The following is a 24950-nucleotide window of genomic DNA, read 5'->3' as shown; positions in this document are numbered from 1 at the left end:
GCTTGTTTGGGATTTTTACACGATGATTTTAGTGAATTTTTTTCGTTTTTTTAAATGTTTAGCTAGTTGGCTGTAACTTGACAGTAGGGGGCAATGGCTTTACGATTATGGATTATTTTTTTGTTATTACGATACTTTTTCTATGAAACACACGAAAACCATTGCGCTGGCGATTAGCGGCTTGTTTATTTTACCTAATTTGGCTTATGGTAAAGAGTTTCAGCCTGCGCAAACGAGTGCTGCGATGATGCGCATGCAAACTTTTCCTTTTAGTGCGTCTTCTAGCTCGACTGGTTTTGTCAGTAGCTTGTTTGGCTCTGGCGATATTTGGGGAAATTTGCGTAAAAATTTCCGTATGAATGAGGTGAATTCTTCGTTGGTTCGTAGTCATGAAAGTAAGTTTGTGAATAACAGTGCTTATTTTAATCGGACGATTCAGCGTAGTACGCCTTATATGTACCACATCGCGAATGAGGTGAATAAACGCAATATGCCTGCGGAAGTGGCTTTGTTGCCGTTTATTGAGAGTGCGTATGTAACGAAGGCTAAATCTCATGTGGGTGCGTCTGGTTTGTGGCAGTTTATGCCTGCTACGGGTCGCCATTATGGTTTGGAGCAAACGCCTTTGTATGATGGTCGTCATGATGTGTATGCGGCGACTGACGCGGCTTTGGACTATTTGCAATATTTGTATGGTTTGTTTGGCGATTGGTCTTTGGCTCTAGCAGCTTATAACTGGGGTGAGGGCAATATGAGCCGCGCGGTGAACCGTGCAATGGCTGCTGGTTTGCCGCCTACTTATGAAAATTTGCGTATGCCAAATGAAACGCGTAATTATGTGCCTAAATTGTTGGCAGTACGTAATTTGGTTCGCAATCCGCAGTCTTATGGTTTGAGTTTGCCTGATATTAAATCTGAGCCGTATTTTAAGGCGGTTGAAGTGAAAACGCCGATGGATATTATGGCGGCGGCTCATTTGGCGAATATCTCTGAAGATGAGTTTTTGCGTTTGAATCCTGCTTTTAAAACGCCTGTTTTTATTCCGAAAGACAATCGCCGCATGTTATTGCCTGTGGATTCTGTGCGTACGTTTGAAAGCAATTATAAAGATGCGGATAAAAAGGCGTTGTTGTCTTGGGATGTGTTTACACCTGATTCGCGTATGGCATTGACGGATATTGCTAATCAAACGGGTAGTAGTGTGTCTGAACTGAAGCAATTGAATGGTGTGAGTGGTACGCATATTAATGCGGGTCGTAGTATTTTAGTGGCTAAGAATCGTGCATCGGGCATTCGTTCTATTGCAGATTTTGCTAAAGCGGATGTGGACAATACGCCTGATACATTTGTTGAGCAGCAACCTGTATTAAGAGCGGGTGCTTTGAATACGGTTGTTCCTGTTGCTCGCACTACACCAGTTGTGGCTACTAGCAATCAAATTAAAGCACCTGTTCAAGAGGTTGTTGCGACTACATCTGTGGCTACTTCAGTAGTAACTGAGGCTGTTTATACGTCTGTTGCACAGCCTGCCCCAAAAGCAGAAGTGGCTCAAGCCAATACTGTTGAAGCGTCTACACCTGTTGAAACAACTGTAACTCAAGTAATTAATATTCCAGTTATTCCTGAAGAAAGTGAAGCTACTCGTTTGACTCAAGAAGCTCAAGAACGTGCTGAAACGCAAGAGCGTATTCGTGTTGCACTGGCAAAAGCTGATGCTGAAGAGGCTAAAGCTCGTGCCATTTCGGAACTGCGTGCTGCTGAAGAGCGTAAGCGTCAGCAACAAATTGCGGCTGCTGAAAAAGCTAAAGCCGAAGCTCAGGCTAAAGCCGAAGCTGTGGCTGCTAAGAAAGCAGAGCTGGAGTTGGCTCAGGCTAAAGCGAAAGGTATTCATAAAGTAAGCAGCGGGGATACTTTATCTAGCATTGCTGTTCGTTATGATGTAAGCGTAGCCGATTTGGTTTTTGCCAACAATATTAAGGCTAATCATATTGAAACAGGGCAAACGCTTAAAATCAATGTGAGAAATAGTGCAAAAGCGGCAGAATTGGCAGCAGTGAAGAAAGCTGAATTGGAGTTGGCACAAGCTAAAGGGATACATAAAGTAGTTAATGGAGATACTTTGTTTAATATTGCTGGCCGTTATGATGTAAGCGTTGCGGATTTGATTGCGGCAAATAATATTAAAGGCAATCATATTGAAATTGGTCAGAAGCTAAAGGTTACTGTTAAGAATAGTGCTAAACGCACAGAAACAACAAAAGTAGAGAATGATAGCCGTAAATCTGATGCGTCGAAATCTATAATCCCAGCAACGCATACCGTTAAAAAAGGTGAGACGTTAGAAGGGTTAGCTGCGCGCTATGGCTTAAAAGTGAATGATTTGAAACGTTTTAATAATGGTGAAAGCACAATTAAGGTTGGACAAAAAATTAAATTGTCATAATTTTAAGTGCTAAAGAATGGTCGTTCTTGTATTTGGTTCACAAGGACGACCTTTTTTACTTGTTAAAAAAAATATAACTCGTTACAATTTTGCGAATTTTGTTTTCAGACTACTTGAAAAAATGAGGAAAGAATCATTATGCAGTGGAATATACCTATTGGATTAACTTGGATGAGGATTGCGCTTATCCCAGTCTTTACCGCTTTGTTCTATATACCGAATACGTGGATAGCGGAAGAAACAGTTAATATTACTGCTGCTGCTATTTTTGCGGTGGCAGGAATAACAGATTGGCTTGATGGTTTTTTGGCGCGACATTGGAAGCAAACATCTGATTTTGGCGCGTTCCTTGACCCTGTTGCAGATAAGTTAATGGTAGCTGTTGCGTTGATTTTGCTGGTTAAGCTCAATCGAACATTAGACTTGTATGCCATGATTATCATTGGGCGTGAAATTACCATTTCTGCATTGCGTGAATGGATGGCGCAAATGGGAAAAAGGAATAGTGTTGCTGTTGCTTATATCGGTAAATTGAAAACGGCTGCGCAAATGGCTGCTATTTTTTTATTATTGCTGCATACATCGCCAGTTGGCAATTTTGGCTTACATTTTATTGGTAACTTATTGATGTTTATAGCATCAGTTTTAACCGTATGGTCTATGTTTTATTATTTGAAAATGGCATGGAAAGAATTTCAGTAAAAATTTTTCGAGAAATGCTTGACAGAAAATTTCAAGCTGTTATAATGTCTACTTCTTCGCTGTAGCAAGAAGTGAAACGCGGGAGTAGCTCAGTTGGTAGAGCACAACCTTGCCAAGGTTGAGGTCGCGAGTTCGAGACTCGTTTCCCGCTCCATAATTTAAAATAATTTAATCAGGGCGGGAATAGCTCAGTTGGTAGAGCGCAACCTTGCCAAGGTTGAGGTCGCGAGTTCGAGACTCGTTTCCCGCTCCACTCTGATTAAATTTCGTTATGCGGGAATAGCTCAGTTGGTAGAGCGCAACCTTGCCAAGGTTGAGGTCGCGAGTTCGAGACTCGTTTCCCGCTCCATTTTTTATATTGCATTTATGCGGTATAAATGGCGAAATAGCATAGTGGTAATGCAGCGGATTGCAAATCCGTGGACGCCAGTTCGATTCTGGCTTTCGCCTCCAGCTATTTATAAATGGCGGGGTGGCAGAGAATTTATGCGATAAAGGGTGCAGCCTTTATATAGGCTGGTGTGAATCCACGCCATCGACTCCAAAATCCAGTTCTAAAGAGTGCCCGAGTGGTGGAATTGGTAGACACAACGGACTTAAAATCCGTCGCTCCTAAACCGAGCGTACCGGTTCGATTCCGGTCTCGGGCACCAAATTATAAAAGCAGCCTTTTCAGGCTGCTTTTTTCACATCTGCTAATTTTCTAGTTTATAAAAAAGCAGCCTGAAAAAACTTTTCAGGCTGCTTTTATCATTACTTACCTTCTTCGCTATCCAAGAAACTTTTCAGCTTATCAGAGCGCGTTGGATGGCGCAATTTACGCAACGCTTTTGCTTCAATTTGGCGAATACGTTCACGCGTAACATCAAACTGTTTACCCACTTCTTCCAACGTGTGGTCAGTATTCATATCAATACCAAAGCGCATACGCAACACTTTTGCTTCACGCGGTGTCAGGCTTTCCAACACATCTGCCGTTACTTCACGCAAACTTGAATACATCGCCGCTTCTGCCGGCGCAACGTTATTCACGTCTTCAATAAAGTCGCCCAAGTGCGAATCATCGTCATCACCCACAGGCGTTTCCATAGAGATTGGCTCTTTGGCGATTTTCATGATTTTGCGGATTTTGTCTTCAGGCATTTCCATCAATTCCGCCAATTTTGCAGAATCAGGATCTTCTCCTGTTTCTTGCAGATATTGACGCGAAATGCGGTTCATCTTGTTAATCGTTTCAATCATGTGAACTGGGATACGAATGGTGCGCGCTTGGTCGGCAATCGAACGTGTAATTGCTTGGCGAATCCACCACGTTGCGTATGTGGAGAATTTGTAACCACGGCGGTATTCAAATTTATCCACAGCTTTCATCAATCCAATGTTACCTTCTTGAATCAAATCCAAGAATTGCAAACCACGGTTGGTGTATTTTTTCGCAATCGAAATCACCAAACGCAAGTTCGCTTGAATCATTTTTTGTTTCGCTTGCGCCGTTTCGCGCTCGCTTGCCGACATGTTTTTGCTGATTTCTTTCAGCTCAGTAATGGAAATACGCGCATGCGCTTCCAAATTAGCCATTTCAGTTTGTTTTTCCAAAATCGCATGACGGAAACGGTCAAGTGCTTCACTCCAAACACGTTTTTTCGCAATTTCTTCTTCCAGCCAATCCAAGTTAGTCGCGTTTGGCAAGAAACTATCAATGAAATATTGTCTGTCCATGCGGACACGTTCCAAGCAAATATCGCGGATTTCGCGTTCTAATTTGCGAATTTGCTCCACGCGACCACGCAAGTTGGCACTCAAATTCTCAATTTGGCGAGTAGAGAAACGTACTTTCAACAATTTTTGCGCAATCGCATCGCGGTGTTCTAAATATTTCGCGTGTTTGCTGTCGTGTTTATCCAACGCTTTGTTCATCAAACCGTAGCTTTTTTCAATTTGCTTGAAGTGTTCCAGTACTTGGGCTTTTAATTCTTCCAAGTTTTGTTGGTTGTCCATGCCGCCTGAAACATCGCCGCCATCATCTTCGTCATCTTCATCAGATTCATCTTCATCGCTGGCTTCATCTGCACTGTTCAGGCTGCTTTCCAAGTGTCCCAAACCCAATTCGTTCAGCAAAACTTCATTCGGGTCAATAATGGCTTCCACCACTTCATCAACGCGAATTTCGTCTTTTTTCACTTGGTCAATCAACGCCAAGATTTCGCCAACTGAACCTGGACAGGCTGAAATGGCTTGAATCATGTTTTTCAACGCATGTTCAATTTCTTTGGCGATTTTGATTTCGTCTTCACGTGTCAGCAAGTTCACTTGCCCCATTTCGCGCATATACATACGTACAGGGTCTGTGGTGCGACCAAATTCAGAATCAGCTTGCGACAAAGCAGCTTCGGCTTCCGCAACCGCGTCTTCATCGGTAACGGCTGCGCTGTTATCGCTCATCAACAAAGAATCTGCGTCAGGGGCTTCTTCGGTTACTTGAATACCCAAGCCTTGAATCATATTGACGATGTTGTCGATTTGCTCTGCGTCTGACATATCATCAGGCAGCGCGTCGTTGATTTCAGCGTAAGTGATGTAGCCGCGTTCTTTGCCCAAAATAATCAGGCGACGCAAGCGTTCACGTTGCTCTTCGGGGGTTAAGGCGCGATTTTCGTTTTGTTCTTCGTTATCGTTGTCAATAATTCGTTCAGACATTTGTAGAAACTCGTAATGAAAAGAAACACATGGTTGCAATGAATGATTTTCTTGCCTATCGTTGGGCAACGCGTTGCAATAGATGTGCTGGTTTTGTCTGCAATAGCTCAAAATGGCTTTCAGACCAAGAAATAAATTGTAGATGAAATATAGGGTTTAACAGGCTAATTACAAGTAGGCAGCCTGAAAAAATAAGGGCGTGAATTATAACAGATTTAAATGCAGTGATTTGAATTTAAATCAATACTGTGAGCGTTGTCGAAATTTAAACCACTGCATTTTCAGGCAGCCTAAAAGTTTAAAACACAAATAGCGTGTAAACATCAGGATAACTTGTGGATAAGTAAACTAATTCACTGAAGTATCAAAATATTTTCAGACTGCCTATTTTTTGAGCAGTTTTGATTTCATGTTTCGCCGTTTTGAATTTTTGTTTCATCACAGCCAACGCGTCCGCGCTCACAAACCAACGTCCGTCAGACAGCAAAATCGCGCCGCTATCACACACAATCACAACTGCACGACCGCTCAGTTTATCCACTTCTGTTACGCACACGCGCTTGGATTTGCCCCAATCGCAAACAGGCAAATATACTAGCGCAGCCTGAACCGCCATATTGTGCGCCGCTACGTCCTGCGCTTCACATGCCGCCGAGCATTTACCAACGACGCTCACAGGGCAAGGCGTTCCTTTTGGCAACTCGTCAGGCAAAATGCCCAGCATATTCGGGCACAAATCCTGCTCTTTCGCCCATGCGGATAATGCGCGTTTTGCCGCTTTTGTGTTCAAAAACAAGCCGCGCGGCGGTTTATCATAAAAACCTGCACGCAAAGGGCGAATGCGCGTTTTCAGGCAGCCTGAAACGATGTCTTGCTGCACCAAAATGGAATGACGCACGATTTCATCGGCTGGCAGCAAACCATGTTCCGCCATGATTTCCGCGCGAGTTTGCACGTTATGCAATGCGCCTAGCGTTGGTACGAAAACCAGTTTTGCCGCGCGCGCGTAAGTACTTTGTCGCAACAAAACCGCCACTTCACGAAACGCGTGTTCATGCTCGTGTAACGCGAAAGTTTGCCCTGCTGCATCATACCAAATCGAAACGCCAAAATTGTCAGACAATTCAAACGCTGCCTGAAAAATGCTTGGATTGACGTTTTCAGGCAGCATTGGGGGATTGAATAATTGTTTCGCAGCCTGAAACCATGCACTTTCGCCGCGTTCTTTCACTGAAAGCTGCAAAAATTCTGCTAACGCTAACACATCGCTCATCGCGCGATGACGGTCTTCCACGGCGATGTTGTGGCGTTCGATAATCGTGTCTAAATTATGCTTGTAAAATTCGGGGTACAGCTTGCGTGATAGTTGCACGCTGCATAAAGCTGGCGTGGCAAATGGTACGCCCATGCGCTGAAATTCATGGCGCAGAATGGTGTAGTCAAATTTACTGTTATGCGCAATCAGCAGACTGCCACGCAACAGGGGTAAAATGTTGGGAGCGAAATCGGCAAATTGTGGTGCGGTGGCAACCATTTCGTTGCTGATGCCTGTTAAGTCTTGCACAAAGCTGCTGATGGGAGTCGTTGGGTTAATCAGTTGTTGAATGGGCGTGATTTTGCCTTGCCAAAAATGCAGGAAAGCGATTTCCGTGATTCTGTCTGTGGTTAAATTTCCGCCCGTGGTTTCTAAATCGATAATCACAACGGGGGTAGGATAGTGGGCAAAATGTGCAGCTAGTTCATTAAAAGATGAAAGCATGATAAAAATTTCTTTAATAATTTTCGTGAATTATACGATTTTTGATAAATTTTGTGAAATAGAGTATTGACAGTTTTTGGGTTGGTTACTATAATTCAAATCTTTCTTACACGGCACCCGTAGCTCAGTTGGATAGAGTATCTGGCTACGAACCAGAGGGTCGGGCGTTCGAATCGCTCCGGGTGCGCCAGTAAGAGTTCCTTTATTCCGCGCCCATCGTCTAGCGGTTAGGACATCGCCCTTTCACGGCGGTAACCGGGGTTCGATTCCCCGTGGGCGTGCCATTTTTTAAAAGTTCTGTTTTTTAGCAGAACTTTTTTATTTATGTGTCTAAAAAATGCAGCCTGAAAACCGTTTTCAGGCTGCATTTATCTTTTAAATTCTCTCTAAAATCATCGCATCGCCATAGCTAAAAAAGCGATATTCCTGCTCAATCGCATGGCGGTACACTTCGCGAATATGCTCGCTGCCTGAAAACGCAGACACCAACATCAGCAAAGTCGATTTCGGCAAATGGAAATTCGTAACCATGCGGTCAATCACTTGAAACTGATAGCCTGGCGTGATGAAGATATCCGTATCGCCTTGCCCCGCTTTCAGGCTGCCTAAACGTGCTGCCGATTCAATCGCACGCATAGACGTTGTGCCAACCGCCCACACTTTGCCGCCACGCGCCTTGGTTTTCGCGATTTTCGCCACCGCTTCTTCCGACACGCTGTACCACTCGCTGTGCATTTTGTGTTCCGCGATATTGTCCACACGAACAGGCTGGAACGTGCCTGCGCCAACGTGCAGCGTTACTTCCGCAAAATCCACGCCCTTGTTTTTCAGGCTGCCCAATAATTCATCGGTAAAATGCAAACCAGCCGTTGGTGCGGCAACTGCGCCTTGATGTTTGGCGTACACCGTTTGATAACGCGAATCATCGTTGTCATTCGCATCGCGCACGATATACGGCGGCAACGGCATGTGTCCATTGTGTTCCAACAATTCATAAACCGTTTCACTGCCTGAAAAATGCAACTTGAACAATTCTTCTTTACGTTCCACCATTGTCGCGCGGATGTCGCCTTCAAAAATCAGTTCCGCGCCTGCTTTGGGCGATTTGGAAGAACGAATGTGCGCCAAAGCCGTGTGTGCGTCCAACACGCGTTCAATCAGAGCTTCAATTTTGCCGCCGCTTGCTTTTTGCCCAAACAGTCGGGCTTTCATCACTTTGGTGTTGTTGAAAATCATCAAATCGCCTGCGGCAACGTAATCAGGCAAATCAGTAAAATGTTTGTCTTGCAACGGACTTTCAGGCAGCGCAACCAATAAGCGACTGCTGCCGCGCACAGCTGGCGGATTTTGCGCGATTAAGTGTTCGGGCAGATGAAAGTCAAAATCGGAAATATTCATTTGGGTAAACTTACAAAAAAATCAAAACGCGAATTATACTCTAAGCGAGGTTGCTTTTATAATTGCAGCCTGAAAACCCATTTCGTTGTTTTTAACAGAACGTGGCGTTGCGCCTCCACACCTACGCTTTAGGTTCGTGAAACCCCACAAAACGCAGCCTGAAACCACACAAAGAAACCTCCATGAACTACACCGTCTTCGGCAACCCCATCGCCCACAGCAAATCCCCCAAAATCCACCAACTTTTCGCCGCGCAAGAACACGCCACCATTGAATACACGCGCACCCTTGTGGACGACAATCCTCAAGCGTTTCAGGCTGCCGTGCAACAATTCTTCGCACAAAACGGCGGCGGCGCAAACGTAACCCTCCCCTTCAAACAACACGCCTACGCACTCGCGCAACACCACAGCCCACGCGCCCAAGCCGCAGGCGCAGTAAACACCCTAATCTCCCAAGCAGACGGCACATTATTGGGCGACAACACAGACGGTTTAGGTTTGGTGCAAGACCTCACCCAAAATCTCCAGTTTTCATTAAAAGACAAACGCATTTTGCTACTCGGCGCAGGCGGCGCAGCGCGTGGCGTGATTTTGCCTTTGCTAGAATGCCAACCAGCACAATTCATCATCGCCAACCGCAGTCCCGAAAAAGCCCAAGCACTTGCCGCGCAATTTCACATTCAAGCGCAAACTTTCGCCGAACTTTCAGGCTGCTTTGACCTAATCATCAACGCCACATCAGGCAGCGTTTCAGGCAGCGTTCCCGAAGTGCCACCGCAAATTTTTTCAGGCTGCCAACTTGCCTACGATATGTTCTACAGCGCACAACCCACCGCCTTTATGCAGTTCGCCGCCCCAAATGGCGCAGCGCACACATCAGACGGGCTGGGTATGTTAGTTGGGCAAGCCGCCGCATCCTACCAATTATGGCGCAATTTCGCCCCACAAACCGCGCCCGTTATCGCCGCATTACGCAAGGAATTACACGCATGAAATACCTAAAATGGCTGCTCACCGCCCCGTTTGCCGCACTCGTTTTGTTTAACGTGTACGCATACGGCACAATCATCAGCTACCGTGCACTCGCCCCGCACCGCACATCATTCATGACCATGCGTATGGACGAGTTCGCCGAAAGTCGCCCCGATACCAAACTGAACTACCAATGGGTTGCCTACGACAAAATTTCGGTCAATCTCAAAAAAGCCCTGATTGCGTCAGAAGATGCCAATTTTGCCGAACACGGCGGTTTTGACTGGAACGGCATCAAAAGTGCCATTCAGCGCAACGAACGCGGCGGCAAAATCAAGGCAGGTGGTTCAACGATTAGTCAGCAGCTTGCCAAGAATTTGTTTTTAAACGAAAGCCGCAGCTATTTTCGCAAAGCCGAAGAAGCCGCACTCACGTCCATGCTGGAAGCAACTACCGACAAAGACCGCATTTACGAGCTTTATCTCAATGTGATTGAGTGGGGGTATGGCGTACACGGTGCGGAAGCGGCTTCGCAATATTTTTATCGCAAGCCAGCCGCCGATTTAAGCGCAGGACAAGCCGCCATGTTAGCCGCTCGCGTTCCCAAACCCTTGTTCTATATTGACCACCCAAACGACAGGGGTTTACGCGCAAAAGCTCGTGTGATTTTGCGCCGCATGGGTTCGGCTGAATTGCCAGCGCAATGAAATAGCCGCAATTTGGGTAAACCCGTACACAATCCACTCAAACGCAGCCTGAAAATGGCATTTTATCTATTTGAAAACCGTCTTCGCTCAAGCCTGAGTGAAGACGGTTTTTTATGCTCTGTTGCAAATATACAACATAAAATTTCTTTATAAAATAAAGATTTGCTATGCAACCCCGTGGCGGTTATGCTTAGGGAAGTTTATGCTTTTTGGGCTTGAAGAAAGCGTTTTATTGCCCATATACAAAGTAGGTTAGATTCTCGAATCCAACATTTCGCTAAATTGAACGATTGTTGGATACGAGTATCCAACCTACATTTTTAGCACTCTCAATTTCAGCGTTTTCAGGCTGCCAACAAATGCAACAAACGCAGCCTGAAAACATTTCTCAACCTCCGAAAAACAAGGAAACCAAAATGAAAAAAGTTTTTCTCAGCGTGCTAACCGCCCTAGCCCTCACCGCTTGCGGTCAGCAAAACAACAATGAAGTCAGCTCAATCGCATCGCAAGTACAACAAGAAATCAAAGCTGAGTCTGCTGATAATGCCCCAACCGCCAGCGCACCCGTTGCCGCTTCTGCTCCAGCGATTATTAGCCTAGATATTCGCAAAGACAACTTGGGTGGCGATTTCACGCTCACAGGCAGCGATGGCAAACCGTTCACGCTTAGCAGCCTGAAAGGTAAAGTTGTGATTTTATCGTTTGGCTACACCAACTGCCCTGATGTTTGCCCAACCGAATTGCTCACATACAAAGACGTTTTGGCGCAACTGGGCGACAAAGCTAAAGATGTTGCCGTTGTGTTTGTCAGCGTAGACCCAGAACGCGACACGCCAGAAGTGGTTGGCAAATATGTGCAACAGTTCCACCCATCATTCATCGGTTTAACCGATACCACCAAAGGGCGCGATTTGGCTGTGATTAAACAGCTTTATGAAGTGGTTTCTGCGAAAAGTGCGATTCAGTCCGACACCGTTTATGTGGTAGATCATTCATCAGGCACGTTCTTGTTGGACAAAACAGGCAAGCCAGCTTATATGGAACGCTACGGCATGGAAGCCCCACAAATTGCGGCAGATGTAGAAAAATTGCTTGCCGAGTAGGTCGTGTGGACATTTCATTTAAAAAATGAGTATCCATAATTGATTAGATAAAAAATGGCGAATGAGTAAAATTTAATTTCTACAAAAAACCCTACCATTCGCCATGCCTCGCCTAATGCTCAATAATAAACAATGGACAAGACTGAAAGCTATTTTACTCAAACAAGGTATTTACGACAAAGAAAATTTGCGTAAAACCGTCGAAGGTATTTTATACCACATGAGAACAGGCATTCCTTGGCGAGATTTGCCAAAATATTTTGGTAAATCTAACACGATTTATAAAACATTTAACCGTTGGTTTGTTGCTAATAAATAGTTGTTTAAATGGCGATATGATAGGCTTGTATCGTCATTCTAAATTTTTATCATTTTTGTGAATACAGGTTCTTACTTGGATAAATCTGTTTGAAAAGAGTGCTAATTTGACATACTCGACATACTCTTTAGTTAAGTATGTTATACTCATGTACGTATATTACATACACATTAGTCTAATGTAATAGGCATGATTCTCTGACTCGTTCTATTAAGGATTTTTTTGAAACATTTGAATAAGGAAGAATTTATGAGTACCTCTAATAAAGCATTAGGTATTTCAAGTAATTACCCAATATTTAAGCTAAATAATTTAACTTCGGATAATATTATTTCTGCAGAAGAAGCCAAAGGCAATATTGCCATTACTGGTATGGTAAGTGGTACCGCAAAAGTGGGCGACGTGGTAACAGTTACTGTAAATGGTAAAAATTATACTGGTAAAGTAGCTGCTAATAAAACTTTTTCTATTAGTGTTTCGGGTAACCAATTAGTTGAAGATAAAGATAAATTAATTGAGGTGTCCATTGTAACCAAAGTAGGAAATACAACATATCGTTATACGAAACAAACTCAGTTTAAAGTAGACACTACCGCTATAATAACTAAACCAAAACCAGCAGTTATCAATCCAATCATCACTTTAGATGCCAAAGTTGCTGGTGATGACCTCGTATCTTTAGCAGAAGCTAAAGGAAAATTGAATGTAACAGGTAAAGTAGGCGGAAGTGCTAAAGCAGGCGATACAGTAACCTTAATTATCAATGGCAAAAAATACACAGGCAAAGTTGACAACAAAAACACCTTCTCAATTGGGGTAAACGGTTCAGATTTAGCAGCAGATAAAGACCGCACAATTGAAGCTGTATTGAACAGCAAAGACAGCACAGGCAAAGCAGTAAGCGTAAAAGCAACTGATACGTATAAAGTTGAAACTGCAGTCCCCATTGCATCTATAATGCCTAAACCTACCGTGAGTACAGCAACGTTAACATTGGATGCAATAACAGGTGATGACTTATTGAATTATGCCGAAACTAAAGGCGATGTTAAATTGACTGGTAGTGTGGGTGGTTCAGCTAAGAAAGGCGATACTGTTGAGCTGAATATCAACAATAAAAAACAAAAAGTTACAGTTAGTGAAGGTAATAAATTCTCGTTAACGGTTAAAGGGAGCGAGCTAGCAGCAGATAAAGATGGCGCAATTGAAGTGATTTTGACCACTAAGAATGGTGATAAACCTGTAACATTATCAAGTATTTATAATTTTACTGCTATTCATGACGTAAGCGGCAAGCATGCTAATGATAAAGGACAAGTAGTAACGCCTTATTTTGTGGATTCAATTTCTATTTCTGATGATAATCGCCGTGGATATTTATATCCAACCACGAAAACATATGCTCGAGCACCAAGAACAAGCTATTATGTGCGCGATGACCAACTAGGTCCAAAATTGCAAGGTAAATGGGCAGGGCCAGGTAAAGGTATTGTTGTGCGCTATAGTTTCGCGTTGAGAAACTACAATGGTGAAACTAATTTCAAAGAATTCTCGGTTACACAAAAACAAGCTGTTCGAGATGCTTTGGCTGAATATGCAAAATATGCCAATATCACTTTTGAAGAAGTATTAGATTCAGGTGATCAATTAGATAAAGGTAATGCCGATTTCCGCTTCTATTTTGATGATTTGAGAAATCATAATGAACCTGGTACAGTTGTTTACAATTCTGTGAAATCTAGCCAGCCAAACTTAATGCCGACCACGCAAAATATGTGTTTATGTTGTGGTGGTTTCCACCGCACAGCACGACATAATAAAACTACTGCTATTGGCTCAGAAGAAGCACAAAATGCAGGCGTCAGTATGACTGCAGGTTATGCTTATTATGGTGGTGATGTGCATATCAATAGCTTGTTGTATGCAGGTGATAAAGCTTTAAGCAAAGGCACATTAAAAGTACCTTATGGCAATGGTTGGTTTGATGGCGGATACGGCACATTGGTACACGAAATTGGTCATAGCTTAGGCTTTAAACATACGGGTAACTACAATGGCCAAAACGGTAAGGCGGAAGGTCCATATTTGCCAGACGGTGAAGAAAACTCTGGACACTCTGTCATGTCGTATAAAGACCTTCGTGATAGTAATCAGAATGTTATTCAAACAGGTCAAGGTTTACAAATTTTTGACTTAGCAGCTTTGCATTATCGCTATGGTGTGAATAAAGCTGAAAATAGTGGTAACAATACTTATCGCTTTAAAGCATACAACAAAGATAAAGTCGGTAACGATATTTATATTTGGGATGGTTCGGGTATTGATACATTCGATGCATCTGATGCTAAAGATAAAGTGACTGTGGATTTAACACCAGGTTCTTGGAACTATATCGGATCAAAAACCAGCCATTTGATTACAGATACATTAGGTCACAAAGTAACAGGTCAATCGTTTATTGGTTATGGTACACAAATCGAAAATTTGATTGGTTCTGCGTTTAATGACACTTTGAGAGGTAATGATGCTGATAACATCATTACTGGCGGCAAAGGCAATGATACTATTTTTGGTGATTTAGGTAATGATACTTTGGATGGTGGTGAAGGAGTAGATCAATTGTCTGGTGGTAAAGGCGATGATATTTATATTGTTGATAACACAGGCGACACTGTAACCGAAGTTGCTAACGAAGGCAAAGACACTGTTATTAGCAGCGTAAACTACACATTAAGTGCCAACGTAGAAAACTTGACTTTAGTTGGTAAAGCAAATCTTTCTGGCACAGGTAATGATTTAGATAATGTAATTACTGGCAACCGTGGTAATAATACCTTGATTGGTGGTAAAGGTAACGATACCTATGTGTTTAGCAAAGCAGGCGGTCACGATACTATTATTACTAGAGGTGGTGGCAATGATACCTTGCGTTTTGCAGGCATTAATATGGATGCTGTGTTAAATAAAACAGGCGGCGTGAAACAAAATGGTAACGACTTAGTCTTATCTGTAAGCAATAGCAGAGACAGTGTAACTATTAAAGATTGGTTCCAAGGTGGGCGAGATGTATTAAAAACATTTGAATTTGCCAATGGCAAAAAAGCTACAGCAGATCAAGTAGCAAGCTATATAAGCGCGTCTAACCAAATGGTGCATGCAATGGCATCATTTGGTGTAGCAACTGGCACATCAAGCAGCCTGAATAATATTGATCAACAAACTTCAACCCCAGTTTTGGCAGCTTCTTTATTGTCATAAATAGAAATGTTCGTATGGATTGAATAAAAATAGGCAAATTAAATATAATTTAATTTGCCTATTTTTCAATAAAAGTTGTTACCAACAATTTACGAAAGTTTGCAGCTTTGGTTTTTGCTGCTACTAGGTCGTGTGGACATTTCATTTAAAAAAATGAGTATCCATAATTGATTAGATAAAAAATGGCGAATGAGTAAAATTTAATTTCTACAAAAAACCTTACCATTCGCCATGCCTCACCTAATGCTCAATATAAACAATGGACAAGACTGAAAGCTATTTTACTCAAACAAGGTATTTACGACAAAGAAAATTTGCGTAAAACCGTCGAAGGTATTTTATACCACATGAGAACAGGCATTCCTTGGCGAGATTTGCCAAAATATTTTGGTAAATCTAACACGATTTATAAAACATTTAACCGTTGGTCTGCTGCTAATAAATTTATGGACATATTTAAGCAACTTATTGATTATCCTGATATGGAATGGATATTGATTGATGGGACTTACGTTAAAGCACATCAACACAGCAATGTTGCCAATCCTAAAGAACAAGCAATTGGTCAAAGTGTTGGTGGCCACACGAGTAAAATTCATCTAGCAGTAGATGCACATGGCAATCCTTTGGAATTTATCATTACTGACGGTTCGGTACATGATGTTAAAGTTGCACCTGAATGGATTGCTAAATTGGATTTAAGTGAAACATCAATAGTTTGTGCAGACAAAGGTTATGATTCAGAACCTTTGCGTGAACAAATTGAAGCTGAAGATACTCATGCAAATATACCAGTAAAATCAAATAATAAGAAAAAAGGTAATCATCACATGGACTGGCATTTAGATAAATGTCGCCATGTTGTAGAAAACCAATTTAACAAAATTAAAAACTACCGAGCTATTGCTACACGGTTTGATAAACTAAAGCGAAATTATGAAAATAATGTCGCTCTAGCCCTTGCGTATCAATGGCCCAAGCTATGAATGTTCAACAAGACCTAGTAAAATCGAGTTTATCCTAGTTATCTAGGACAGCCCCTAATTTTTTCAATATGATAATTGATTTCATCAATAACTTGATGAGCAAAATCCACCGTATAATCGCTCACAATATCCGCTAAAATTTGTTCTAGTTCTAGCTCATAAAATGGGTCATATTCCACTTGATACATTTCACTTATCCATTCTTGCTAAAACTCTTTGCAACACAGCATTGTGAAAGTCATCGGGCATTGGCTTTGCTTGATAGTTGGGTATATTCATACGCTCCAATGTATTGAGTAGTTGGGCATCAATCATTTCTTGATAATTCTGTTCAGCCTTTCGTGCTAATGCAGAGCTGCTATGCATTGGCGAAAAAATCTCATTTTGATGAATAACGTAATCCATTTTATGATTTCCTTTAAGTTCCATTTTTCCAGTATACCATTTACTCAATGAAATAGAACAAAAAACCGCCCCATATTATGGGACGGTTTTAATCAAACTGTACACAAAGAATTACAGATTGTTCGCAGCGAATACCTGTTGTGCATACTCTTTCATCTGTTCAGGAACACCTAAGCCACTTCCTTGTTGTGGTGCGAATGCTGCCATTGCCTGTACCAATTTTTGTACTGCGCTAACATCAAGATGTGAGCCGTCATGGGTTTGAATGGTCTCAATCCTACGCGGAATAATGCCAAACCAATCTTCAACGGTTACGCTGTCTGTTTGACCCAATACTTGAACTGTCAAATTACGACCATTGCGGCTAAACCATAAATCCTGTTTCGCAATACCTGAACCCAATAACAGCGTATCATTACCAAAACTGTCATAAATGCGGTCATTGCCGTTACCAAGATTGAATGTGTAAGTATCATTGCCGACACCACCTTCTAATCGGTCATCATTTTGCCCACCTGATAAAGTATCGTTGCCCCAACCACCCACAAGATAATCAACGCCAACATTACCGATTAAGGTATCGTTACCACTACCACCATGCAATTTGCCACCGTCTGTGTAAGCATAAAGCTTATCATCGCCACGAGTAGGACTAATGACCCATTGGCGCAGTTGCTCGGTATTCAGTTGCTGACCGTCAGCAAATTCAATACTTTGAACCGTGTAATCGCCCTTGCCGTCTTTCTCAAAGAAATTTTGAACGGTAACTTGCTGACCGTCTTGTTGTGTAATCAACAAATCAGCTTCATTGCGATGAATGATTACATCGTCTAATCGTGTATGGGTAAATTTCAGCACATCTTTATCTTGTTGATGTGGATTGAAGTTCAAAACCGTATCTTGACCAAATTGTTTCCCGAAAACATAAGTATCCGAACCAATACCACCCTCTAACGTATCATTCAGGCTGCCTGAAACAATGGTATCGTCCCCATCTCCACCATAAGCGCGATTATTTCCTGTTTCTAGGTAAATCCTATCGTTACCGCCGCCCGCATCAATATTGTCATCGCCTAACCCTGCGTAAATGGTGTCATTGCCATTGTAGGTTTCAATACGGTCATTTCCTGCCCCTGCATGAACCGTATCATCATCGCCATAACCCTGTAAGAAATCGTTACCATCTGTACCACGTAACAGCGTTTCTTTGATTTCTGCTAGGCTGATTTGACCACCGTCATATTCAATCGCATCAATGTGTTGAGTTAAAACATCGCCAGCAAACATATTGCTAACAGTAATACTGTTTTGCTCACCAGATACACGAATAATTAGGTCATTACCATTGCGTTTATAAGAAATGGCATCTTTGCTCACACCGTTCAAACGTACCACATCATGACGTTTGTCTGATGTATCGCTATTGTAAATCGTGGTTGCACCAAAACCTTTATTAAACTCGTACACATCAGAGCCATTACCACCATTCACAACAGCAGTAGCAGAACCTACGATTAAACGGTCATCGCCCCCATTACCATTCAATACATCACGACCGAGCAAACCAACTGCTTGTAAGACATTGTTAGCAGCATCACCATTTTGTTCTGCCAAAATGGTAGCTGCTTTATCACCTAGTACATTCAGCCAGTCTTGTAATTGACCGCTCTCTTTACCCTGTTTAGCGAAATCAGAAAGCAACGACATTCCAGCAGTCCAATCTTTTGCACTACCAAAAGCCAAAAATTCGCCTAAATCTACAAAGGCTTTTTGAGCATTGGTTGCAAAAGTTTCTTGAAATTTGGTTTGAACATCGGTGTAATCTAACGTAAATTGTTGTTTATCATCTAATTTAAAGCCGATTTCATTCAAATAAGGCTGTAAACGTGTTTGGAATAACAAACCCTGATAGATATTATTTGCCAATGAATCATAAGTTTGATTAACCGTATCAATAATTTGACGAGCTTGTGCTTGCGTACCAAAGTAGAGCGTTTCAGATTTTTCGCCTGTAAACGCATCAAGAACGGCAATTTTGCTGCGTACAGCTTCAAAATCGGCTTTGGTTTGAGCATCTAACACAATACCTTTGCGCCATTCTGCGATTTGAGTGGGTGTCAACCCAATGCCCTCGTTATCAGTCAAAATCAAATCACTAGATAAAGTAAACGCATCTGTTTTGGATTTGAATGGGTCAGTTGCACCCCATTTAGTAACCAACTCACTCAACAATGCTGTTTGTTCTTCTTTGGTTTGAGCAGCAGCATAGGTTTTTAACGTATCTGCTAATTCAGCGTTCAATGCGGCAGCCTCGCGCAAATCGCGCAAACGTCCCAAACCCTGTAAATTAGGAGCTTGTAATTGTTCAGGTGTCAGCTTTACCGTATCTGTGTAACGACTATACAAACTGTTGCTAGCAAATTCTACATCGCCCATTTCACCAGTTGTACCATCTATTTTAGTGTAGCTACCAATATGGGTTAAACGGTTGCCATTGCCTAAATCTTTGCTATTTTCTTGATATTCTAAATTAAGAGATTGAATACCCAATGCTTGTAATGTAAACAATTCATTGGCTTGTGAGATGCCGTCTTGATTGATGTCTTGCCATACTTTCAGGCTGCTAAACAATTCATCTGCTTGATTGATGAGATTATCGTGATTACTGTCTAATTCAGCCAATGCTGCATAACCATGAGCTGCTGTCGCACCATTAGACAAAACAGAATGGTTACCAAAGATTTCCTTACCGCTATCAATTTTGCCGTTTTTATCCAAATCTAACGCCAAAATACCGTTACCTGCTGCCGTCCAGCCTGTAGCAGTTGCAATACCGTCTGCGTTGTGGTCAAAACGCGCACTGATAGAAGATGGTGTAAGAGTTTGAATGCCTTTGCCGTCTAGGTTTAGGATTAATGGGTCGTAGCCGTGGGCTTTGTTAGTGCGTGGTGGCTGTTCCACCCAAGGTTTTAAACATTGGTAACCATCATCTCCATATGGGAAAAGTGGCTCACTTCCAGGTAACATATTAGACCGAGACTCATTCCATGTTGGCCATAACATTCCATCAAAATCTTTAACAGGATTAATACCCCCGACATTTAATGCTCTCCAAGTAAAATCAATGCAACTATTCCATAACCCATTATAGTCTCCATCAAAACCATAATTAGAGGAATGTTCTCCAAAGTCTTTTAATCGCTCATATTGTTCTTTTGTAATTTCTATTGTTCTAGAATAAGAAGTCGATAAGTAGTTGTCACTGTCATCATCGTATACATGACCTTTTCCAAATGCTTTTCCATGTTCAAGAGGTGCGAATCCGTAACTTTTGGGTTTGGATTTATAATCATTGATTTCATACCACATATGACCAACTGAAGAAGTTCCGCCTTTTTTCAAAGGTGTTCCTCTATTTGCAATATGGATGGTTACTGAATAAGTCATCATTTACCTCGTTACTTTGCTTTGTATAAAAGAGTAATTTCAATTTGTTTTCGATAATTACCAAGAGAGCTTAAGTCTATATTATCAATATTAATTTTAAAGTAATATCTTCTCCCTTTTTCTAAATAAAAATATTTAGGAAATGCATCCACAGAAATGACTCTGTCAGCTGGATTAGAACTATGGTGATGCAACCGTATGGGGTATTCAGTTATGGAATAAATTAATTTATTGTTTTCATCGAATATTGAAATTGATGATTTATATTTTCCTGTATTACTTTCGGTTCTTATAAGATCTATTGTTTCTCCCCACTTATTTATGTCATCCACAAAGTAATTAATATAAATTGAATAAGTATCGCTCTTGTCAATATCTATAAAATAATAAACATCAATTTTATTATTTAAATCACCTAACTCATAGAAATAACTTTTTTCATAATGACATCCGCATAAGAGTATAGTTAATCCCAATAAACTAAATAATATTTTTTTCATTGAAAAAATCCTTGCCATTATAATATAGATTTATGGTTAATAATTTGTTTGCTAGAAAAAGATTCTATTCCTTTGTTTAAATCTATTTCCATTTCAAATATAATTCACTATAAATTATTATCATCTATATGATTTTTTGATTTACAATTCCTTTATAATTGTAAATATTATTTAAACATTTCATACCTATATTAGATTATTTCAAATTCATGTACGTCATTGGTGTTTTGTACTCTTTCTCGAATAATCTGCTTTATATATAATGGGTTGTTTGGATATGATTTAATAATTAAACTACTTATTTCATTATTTAGCATTGGTATTACTGGGAATACTGTCTATTTGATAGCAAGCGTAGGGCGGGTGCTTACACCCACGCATTTTCAAGTTGCTCATCAGCCCATCATTTTAACTTTTACCCTGTGTGATAGAAATTTTACAAAAGTTATCACAACTTAAACTTACAGTCAATAGCTTTACGAATTATTCTTATTTTCTTTTTCGTAATTCTGATATATCAATCAGCTTTCAGGCTGCCTGAAATATCAAAACTATTTAACATTACTGGTTAATTCAGCGTAACCAAGCATAAATCACGTAAGCGACCCAAACCCTGTAAATTAGGAGCTTGTAATTGTTCAGGTGTCAGCTTTACCGTATCTGTGTAACGACTATACAAACTGTTGCTAGCAAATTCTACATCGCCCATTTCACCAGTTGTACCATCTATTTTAGTGTAGCTACCAATATGGGTTAAACGGTTGCCATTGCCTAAATCTTTGCTATTTTCTTGATATTCTAAATTAAGAGATTGAATACCCAATGCTTGTAATGTAAACAATTCATTGGCTTGTGAGATGCCGTCTTGATTGATGTCTTGCCATACTTTCAGGCTGCTAAACAATTCATCTGCTTGATTGATGAGATTATCGTGATTACTGTCTAATTCAGCCAATGCTGCATAACCATGAGCTGCTGTCGCACCATTAGACAAAACAGAATGGTTACCAAAAATTTCTTTACCGCTATCAATTTTGCCGTTGTTATCCAAATCCAATGCCAAAATACCGTTACCTGCTGCTGCCCAACCCGTGGCGGTTGCAATACCGTCTGCGTTGTGGTCGAAGCGTGCGCTGATAGAAGAGGGGGCGAGAGTTTGAATGCCGTTGCCGTCTAGGTTTAGGATTAATGGGTCGTAGCCGTGGGCTTTGCCATTTCGGTTGATATTATTAAAATCATGTGCACCTTTTTCACATAATGGGGATTCTTTTAAAAAAAAGTTATATGTAAAAAGAGCACCATTAGCAACTGCTGCTGCTGTTAATGTTCACGGATTTGCCAGACCTGCTAATACCCCAAAACCAGCCAATAACGACATAGTTGATGCTGCTACTTCCGCATAATCCGTAGGCTCTGCTGTACCATTATGAATTTTATAAAATAAATCAGCAGTACGAGTTACCCATGTCCCTTGACCTGTTAGAGCATTAGCTATTGCTACTCCTGGGTTTGCACCTCCTACAGCTTTTCCAATCATACCTGCAAAAAAACTTACTGCGCCTGCATAGTTTTCAGCAGTTTCAGTTCCTGAATGGCATTGTTTGCTCATAATAATATCCAAACTTTGAGTTGTAACAAAAAAATTAATTAAAATAAGAAACTAATTATATATAAGATACTTGCAAAAATCAGCATAGTTAAACAAATTATAATATTTATTCTATCAAATTTTCTATCTTCATCTTTGTTACTTTTATTAAACAAGGAAAATATAGTTCCTGTATTTAAAATTACATATATAGATGTCCCAATTAAAATTAATGATAATAATCTAAAGATTTCCTTCATATAATATTAAGAACCCGTATTCACAAACAACTATTTGATAAATTTTAATATTTGTGAAATATACCCTAGTTTAACAAAATTTTCAGCAGATAAATTCGTCTGCTCAAAATCTTTTGCTAAACGTCGAGACCAACCTAACCATGCAAACGTTCGTTCTACAATCCAACGTTTGGGCAGAATATGCCAAGAAATATCTTGAATTCTCTTTGAAATCTCAACAGTTAAACCCAATTGCTCTGATACTTCACGCTCAAATGTATTCCGATAACCTGCGTCCGCACAGAAACCTTTTAAACTCGGATAGGTCTCAAACGCTTTTTTTGCTACAAAAATACCTGCTTTTGTGTCATGAATATTGGCTGCATGAACCACAACAGACAATAGATTACCCAACGTATCAACAGCTATATGTCGCTTACGACCTTTGATTTTTTTACCTCCATCAAAACCTTTATCATGTGCGCTAGAAGCTGTTTTGACACTTTGTGAATCAAGAATGGCATAAGTTGGCATTGCTTGTTTTTGATGGATTAAACGTTTTTTTGAACCAATGCCAAAAGAATTCTATCCCATAAGCCTGATTGATTGGCTCTGCGATAGAAACTCCATACGGTTGAATAAGGTGGAAAATCATTGGGCAGCATACGCCATTGGCAACCTGTTTTGGTGATGTACAAAACGGCATTCACTAATTGACGTTTATCCCATTTGTAGTGGCGTAGCTGGTTAAAATATGGCTCAATCGCTTGCCATTGGGCATCTGTTAAGTCTGTTGGGTAGGATTTTCTAGTCATAAAGATATTTTATCATTTTTGTGAATACAGGTTCTAAATCTGTCAAGTGTAGAGTAAGCGTAGTGTGATTGCTTGCACCCACGCATTTTATTAAATAAATTCTCAAAAAAGAATTGGTAATGATGTGATTATATCTCAAAAAGATTAGAGCTTTTTCAAATCATCATCTGTTATTTTAAACATTCTCATCACAAGTTCCATTTCTTTAACCGTATCATCATTCATCATATTTTTGAAATCTCTATACATAATCAATTGTTTTTCAACTTGTTTTTTCCAATCATCTCTAAAAGAAATTGTGCCTTGAACAGGTGGGTGCAAATCTTCCTGCTTAATCTCTTTTTCCGTGTCGCGAACTGGTAAATCAGTCAGTTTTTTTGCTCTTTTAGCACATTCTTCTTTTTGAAAATACTCATAAAATTTTTTGACAAATCGCACATCAGTATGCACCGTTCCTTGCTTTTGTGCATTCTGAAAAATCTGTTTGAATGCACCTTGTCCAACTTCTTTAAATATCATCTGAATAACCGTTTCTTGCTGTTCAGACGATAACATTTCAAATTTCTTGATTACAAAATTTCTTTGTTTTTCAATCTCTTTTTGTTCATTTTCTTTTTTGAGTTGCTCTGCCTGTTCTTCTGCTTTCTTACGTTCACGCTCAGCTTTGGCGATTTTGGCTTTCTCTTGTTGCTTAACCAAAATATCCAGCCCCCAGCGTTCAGAAATGGCTTTTTTCGTGATATTGGTGCGGTAAAAGTCGCTAATTAACTCGCCTTTCTGCTCCTGATGTTTGATGTACTCATCAATTCGGGATTGAATGGCTTTGCGCTCAACGTCTGAAAAGTCCGCGAACAAGTCAGGTTCGGGGGACGTTTTAGGTGTTTCTTGGATTTTTTCAGGTTGCTGCCGTTGTTTTTTTGTAAAGTCATAAACGTCAATTAGTGAATGCCGTTTTGTACATGACCAAAACAGGTTGCCAATGGCGTATGCTGCCCAATGATTTTCCACCTTATTCAACTGTATGGAGTTTCTATCGCAGAGCCAATCAATCAGGCTTATGGGATAGAATTCTTTTGGCATTGATTCAAAAAAACGTTTAATCCATCAAAAACAAGCAATGCCAACTTATGCCATTATTGATTCACAAAGTGTCAAAATAGCTTCTAGCGCACATGATAAAGGTTTTGATGGAGGTAAAAAAATCAAAGGTCGTAAGCGACATATAGCTGTTGATACGTTGGGTAATCTATTGTCTGTTGTGGTTCATGCAGCCAATATTCATGACACAAAAGCAGGTATTTTTGTAGCAAAAAAAGCGTTTGAGACCTATCCGAGTTTAAAAGGTTTCTGTGCGGACGCAGGTTATCGGAATACATTTGAGCGTGAAGTATCAGAGCAATTGGGTTTAACTGTTGAGATTTCAAAGAGAATTCAAGATATTTCTTGGCATATTCTGCCCAAACGTTGGATTGTAGAACGAACGTTTGCATGGTTAGGTTGGTCTCGACGTTTAGCAAAAGATTTTGAGCAGACGAATTTATCTGCTGAAAATTTTGTTAAACTAGGGTATATTTCACAAATATTAAAATTTATCAAATAGTTGTTTGTGA

At 40.7% G+C, this 24950-nt stretch carries 22 protein-coding genes and 7 tRNA genes; 17 read left to right on the top strand and 12 right to left on the bottom strand.

Going from position 1 to position 24950, the window contains the following annotated elements:
- Positions 1 to 181: 181 nt before the first annotated feature.
- The 7 genes from QEO93_RS05395 to QEO93_RS05365 all read left to right on the top strand — a co-directional run bounded on the left by QEO93_RS05395 (position 182) and on the right by QEO93_RS05365 (position 3798).
- Positions 182 to 2443, top strand: a complete 2262-nt coding sequence (locus QEO93_RS05395; RefSeq protein WP_308201115.1) for a LysM peptidoglycan-binding domain-containing protein — start codon at positions 182 to 184, stop codon at positions 2441 to 2443.
- A gap of 138 nt (positions 2444 to 2581) precedes the next feature.
- Positions 2582 to 3145 (top strand): CDP-diacylglycerol--glycerol-3-phosphate 3-phosphatidyltransferase, encoded by a 564-nt coding sequence (pgsA, locus tag QEO93_RS05390; RefSeq protein ID WP_032137771.1) that lies wholly within the window; start codon positions 2582 to 2584, stop codon positions 3143 to 3145.
- 78 nt (positions 3146 to 3223) lie between these two features.
- Positions 3224 to 3299 (top strand) — tRNA-Gly (locus QEO93_RS05385).
- A 23-nt stretch (positions 3300 to 3322) separates the two neighbouring features.
- Positions 3323 to 3398 (top strand) — tRNA-Gly (locus tag QEO93_RS05380).
- A 20-nt stretch (positions 3399 to 3418) separates the two neighbouring features.
- A tRNA-Gly gene (locus QEO93_RS05375) sits at positions 3419 to 3494 on the top strand.
- Between the two features lie 30 nt (positions 3495 to 3524).
- Positions 3525 to 3598 (top strand) — tRNA-Cys (locus QEO93_RS05370).
- Between the two features lie 110 nt (positions 3599 to 3708).
- A tRNA-Leu gene (locus tag QEO93_RS05365) sits at positions 3709 to 3798 on the top strand.
- A gap of 100 nt (positions 3799 to 3898) precedes the next feature.
- Here QEO93_RS05365 and rpoD read toward each other — a convergent pair.
- Both rpoD and QEO93_RS05355 read right to left on the bottom strand, forming a co-directional pair.
- Complete coding sequence (gene rpoD / locus QEO93_RS05360; RefSeq protein ID WP_032137770.1) at positions 3899 to 5842, bottom strand: RNA polymerase sigma factor RpoD; 1944 nt, start codon at positions 5840 to 5842, stop codon at positions 3899 to 3901.
- Positions 5843 to 6206: 364 nt separating this feature from the next.
- Positions 6207 to 7601 carry a 3'-5' exonuclease family protein gene (locus QEO93_RS05355; RefSeq protein ID WP_044250389.1) on the bottom strand — a complete coding sequence of 465 codons (1395 nt, stop codon included), beginning with the start codon at positions 7599 to 7601 and terminating at the stop codon, positions 6207 to 6209.
- A gap of 113 nt (positions 7602 to 7714) precedes the next feature.
- Here QEO93_RS05355 and QEO93_RS05350 point away from each other — a divergent pair.
- Positions 7715 to 7791, top strand: a tRNA-Arg gene (locus tag QEO93_RS05350).
- Positions 7792 to 7810: 19 nt separating this feature from the next.
- Positions 7811 to 7885, top strand: a tRNA-Glu gene (locus QEO93_RS05345).
- Between the two features lie 91 nt (positions 7886 to 7976).
- On the opposite strand, the gene queA is transcribed toward QEO93_RS05345, so the two are convergent.
- A complete protein-coding gene (gene queA / locus QEO93_RS05340; RefSeq protein ID WP_032137769.1) occupies positions 7977 to 8999 on the bottom strand; it encodes a tRNA preQ1(34) S-adenosylmethionine ribosyltransferase-isomerase QueA in 1023 nt (340 codons plus the stop codon).
- Positions 9000 to 9181: 182 nt separating this feature from the next.
- On the opposite strand from queA, the gene aroE reads away from it, so the two are divergent.
- From aroE to QEO93_RS05310, 6 genes are all read left to right on the top strand, one after another.
- Entirely contained in the window at positions 9182 to 9994 is an 813-nt protein-coding gene (gene aroE / locus QEO93_RS05335; protein ID WP_032137768.1) for a shikimate dehydrogenase, read from the top strand.
- A complete protein-coding gene (gene mtgA, locus QEO93_RS05330) occupies positions 9991 to 10680 on the top strand; it encodes a monofunctional biosynthetic peptidoglycan transglycosylase (RefSeq protein WP_032137767.1) in 690 nt (229 codons plus the stop codon). The genes aroE and mtgA overlap by 4 nt, the downstream gene beginning before the upstream one ends.
- A gap of 416 nt (positions 10681 to 11096) precedes the next feature.
- Positions 11097 to 11783 carry an SCO family protein gene (locus QEO93_RS05325; RefSeq protein ID WP_085815738.1) on the top strand — a complete coding sequence of 229 codons (687 nt, stop codon included), beginning with the start codon at positions 11097 to 11099 and terminating at the stop codon, positions 11781 to 11783.
- A gap of 103 nt (positions 11784 to 11886) precedes the next feature.
- A complete protein-coding gene (locus tag QEO93_RS05320; RefSeq protein WP_032137056.1) occupies positions 11887 to 12102 on the top strand; it encodes an IS5 family transposase in 216 nt (71 codons plus the stop codon).
- A gap of 249 nt (positions 12103 to 12351) precedes the next feature.
- Positions 12352 to 15360, top strand: coding sequence for an Ig-like domain-containing protein (locus QEO93_RS05315; protein ID WP_052368707.1), 3009 nt, complete (start codon positions 12352 to 12354; stop codon positions 15358 to 15360).
- Positions 15361 to 15591: 231 nt separating this feature from the next.
- Positions 15592 to 16346, top strand: a protein-coding gene (locus tag QEO93_RS05310; RefSeq protein WP_245190640.1) for an IS5 family transposase whose coding sequence is annotated in 2 segments (ribosomal slippage) — positions 15592 to 15613 and positions 15613 to 16346 — 756 coding nt in all. Because the reading frame shifts where the segments join, the coding sequence is not laid out codon by codon here.
- Positions 16347 to 16384: 38 nt separating this feature from the next.
- On the opposite strand, the gene QEO93_RS05305 is transcribed toward QEO93_RS05310, so the two are convergent.
- From QEO93_RS05305 to QEO93_RS05265, 9 genes are all read right to left on the bottom strand, one after another.
- Positions 16385 to 16534, bottom strand: coding sequence for a hypothetical protein (locus QEO93_RS05305; protein ID WP_157686289.1), 150 nt, complete (start codon positions 16532 to 16534; stop codon positions 16385 to 16387).
- 1 nt (position 16535) lies between these two features.
- The gene (locus QEO93_RS05300; protein ID WP_032137054.1) at positions 16536 to 16751 is read right to left on the bottom strand and encodes a hypothetical protein; all 216 of its coding nucleotides are present in this window, start codon (positions 16749 to 16751) and stop codon (positions 16536 to 16538) included.
- A 111-nt stretch (positions 16752 to 16862) separates the two neighbouring features.
- Complete coding sequence (locus QEO93_RS05295) at positions 16863 to 19814, bottom strand: calcium-binding protein (RefSeq protein WP_284627636.1); 2952 nt, start codon at positions 19812 to 19814, stop codon at positions 16863 to 16865.
- A 395-nt stretch (positions 19815 to 20209) separates the two neighbouring features.
- Positions 20210 to 20698, bottom strand: coding sequence for a hypothetical protein (locus QEO93_RS05290; protein ID WP_003789288.1), 489 nt, complete (start codon positions 20696 to 20698; stop codon positions 20210 to 20212).
- 568 nt (positions 20699 to 21266) lie between these two features.
- Positions 21267 to 21836, bottom strand: a complete 570-nt coding sequence (locus QEO93_RS05285; protein ID WP_489639029.1) for a FrpA/C-like protein — start codon at positions 21834 to 21836, stop codon at positions 21267 to 21269.
- Positions 21837 to 22025: 189 nt separating this feature from the next.
- Positions 22026 to 22307, bottom strand: coding sequence for a hypothetical protein (locus QEO93_RS05280; protein ID WP_032136712.1), 282 nt, complete (start codon positions 22305 to 22307; stop codon positions 22026 to 22028).
- Between the two features lie 269 nt (positions 22308 to 22576).
- A complete protein-coding gene (locus tag QEO93_RS05275; RefSeq protein ID WP_085815393.1) occupies positions 22577 to 23059 on the bottom strand; it encodes an IS5 family transposase in 483 nt (160 codons plus the stop codon).
- Positions 23060 to 23076: 17 nt separating this feature from the next.
- Positions 23077 to 23340, bottom strand: coding sequence for a transposase (locus QEO93_RS05270; protein ID WP_003792189.1), 264 nt, complete (start codon positions 23338 to 23340; stop codon positions 23077 to 23079).
- Positions 23341 to 23484: 144 nt separating this feature from the next.
- A complete protein-coding gene (locus QEO93_RS05265) occupies positions 23485 to 24195 on the bottom strand; it encodes a hypothetical protein (protein WP_425337435.1) in 711 nt (236 codons plus the stop codon).
- Positions 24196 to 24299: 104 nt separating this feature from the next.
- Between QEO93_RS05265 and QEO93_RS11665 the strand changes: the two genes are divergently transcribed.
- Together QEO93_RS11665 and QEO93_RS05260 are read left to right on the top strand one after the other, a co-directional pair.
- Entirely contained in the window at positions 24300 to 24440 is a 141-nt protein-coding gene (locus QEO93_RS11665; protein WP_089152893.1) for a transposase, read from the top strand.
- 17 nt (positions 24441 to 24457) lie between these two features.
- A complete protein-coding gene (locus QEO93_RS05260) occupies positions 24458 to 24940 on the top strand; it encodes an IS5 family transposase (RefSeq protein WP_085815636.1) in 483 nt (160 codons plus the stop codon).
- Positions 24941 to 24950 lie beyond the last annotated feature (10 nt).

The organism is Kingella negevensis (assembly GCF_030177895.1).
Classification (GTDB): Bacteria; Pseudomonadota; Gammaproteobacteria; order Burkholderiales; family Neisseriaceae; genus Kingella_C; species Kingella_C negevensis.
Note: the sequence above shows the minus strand (reverse complement) of the source record. Positions and strands in the feature narration are given on the sequence as shown.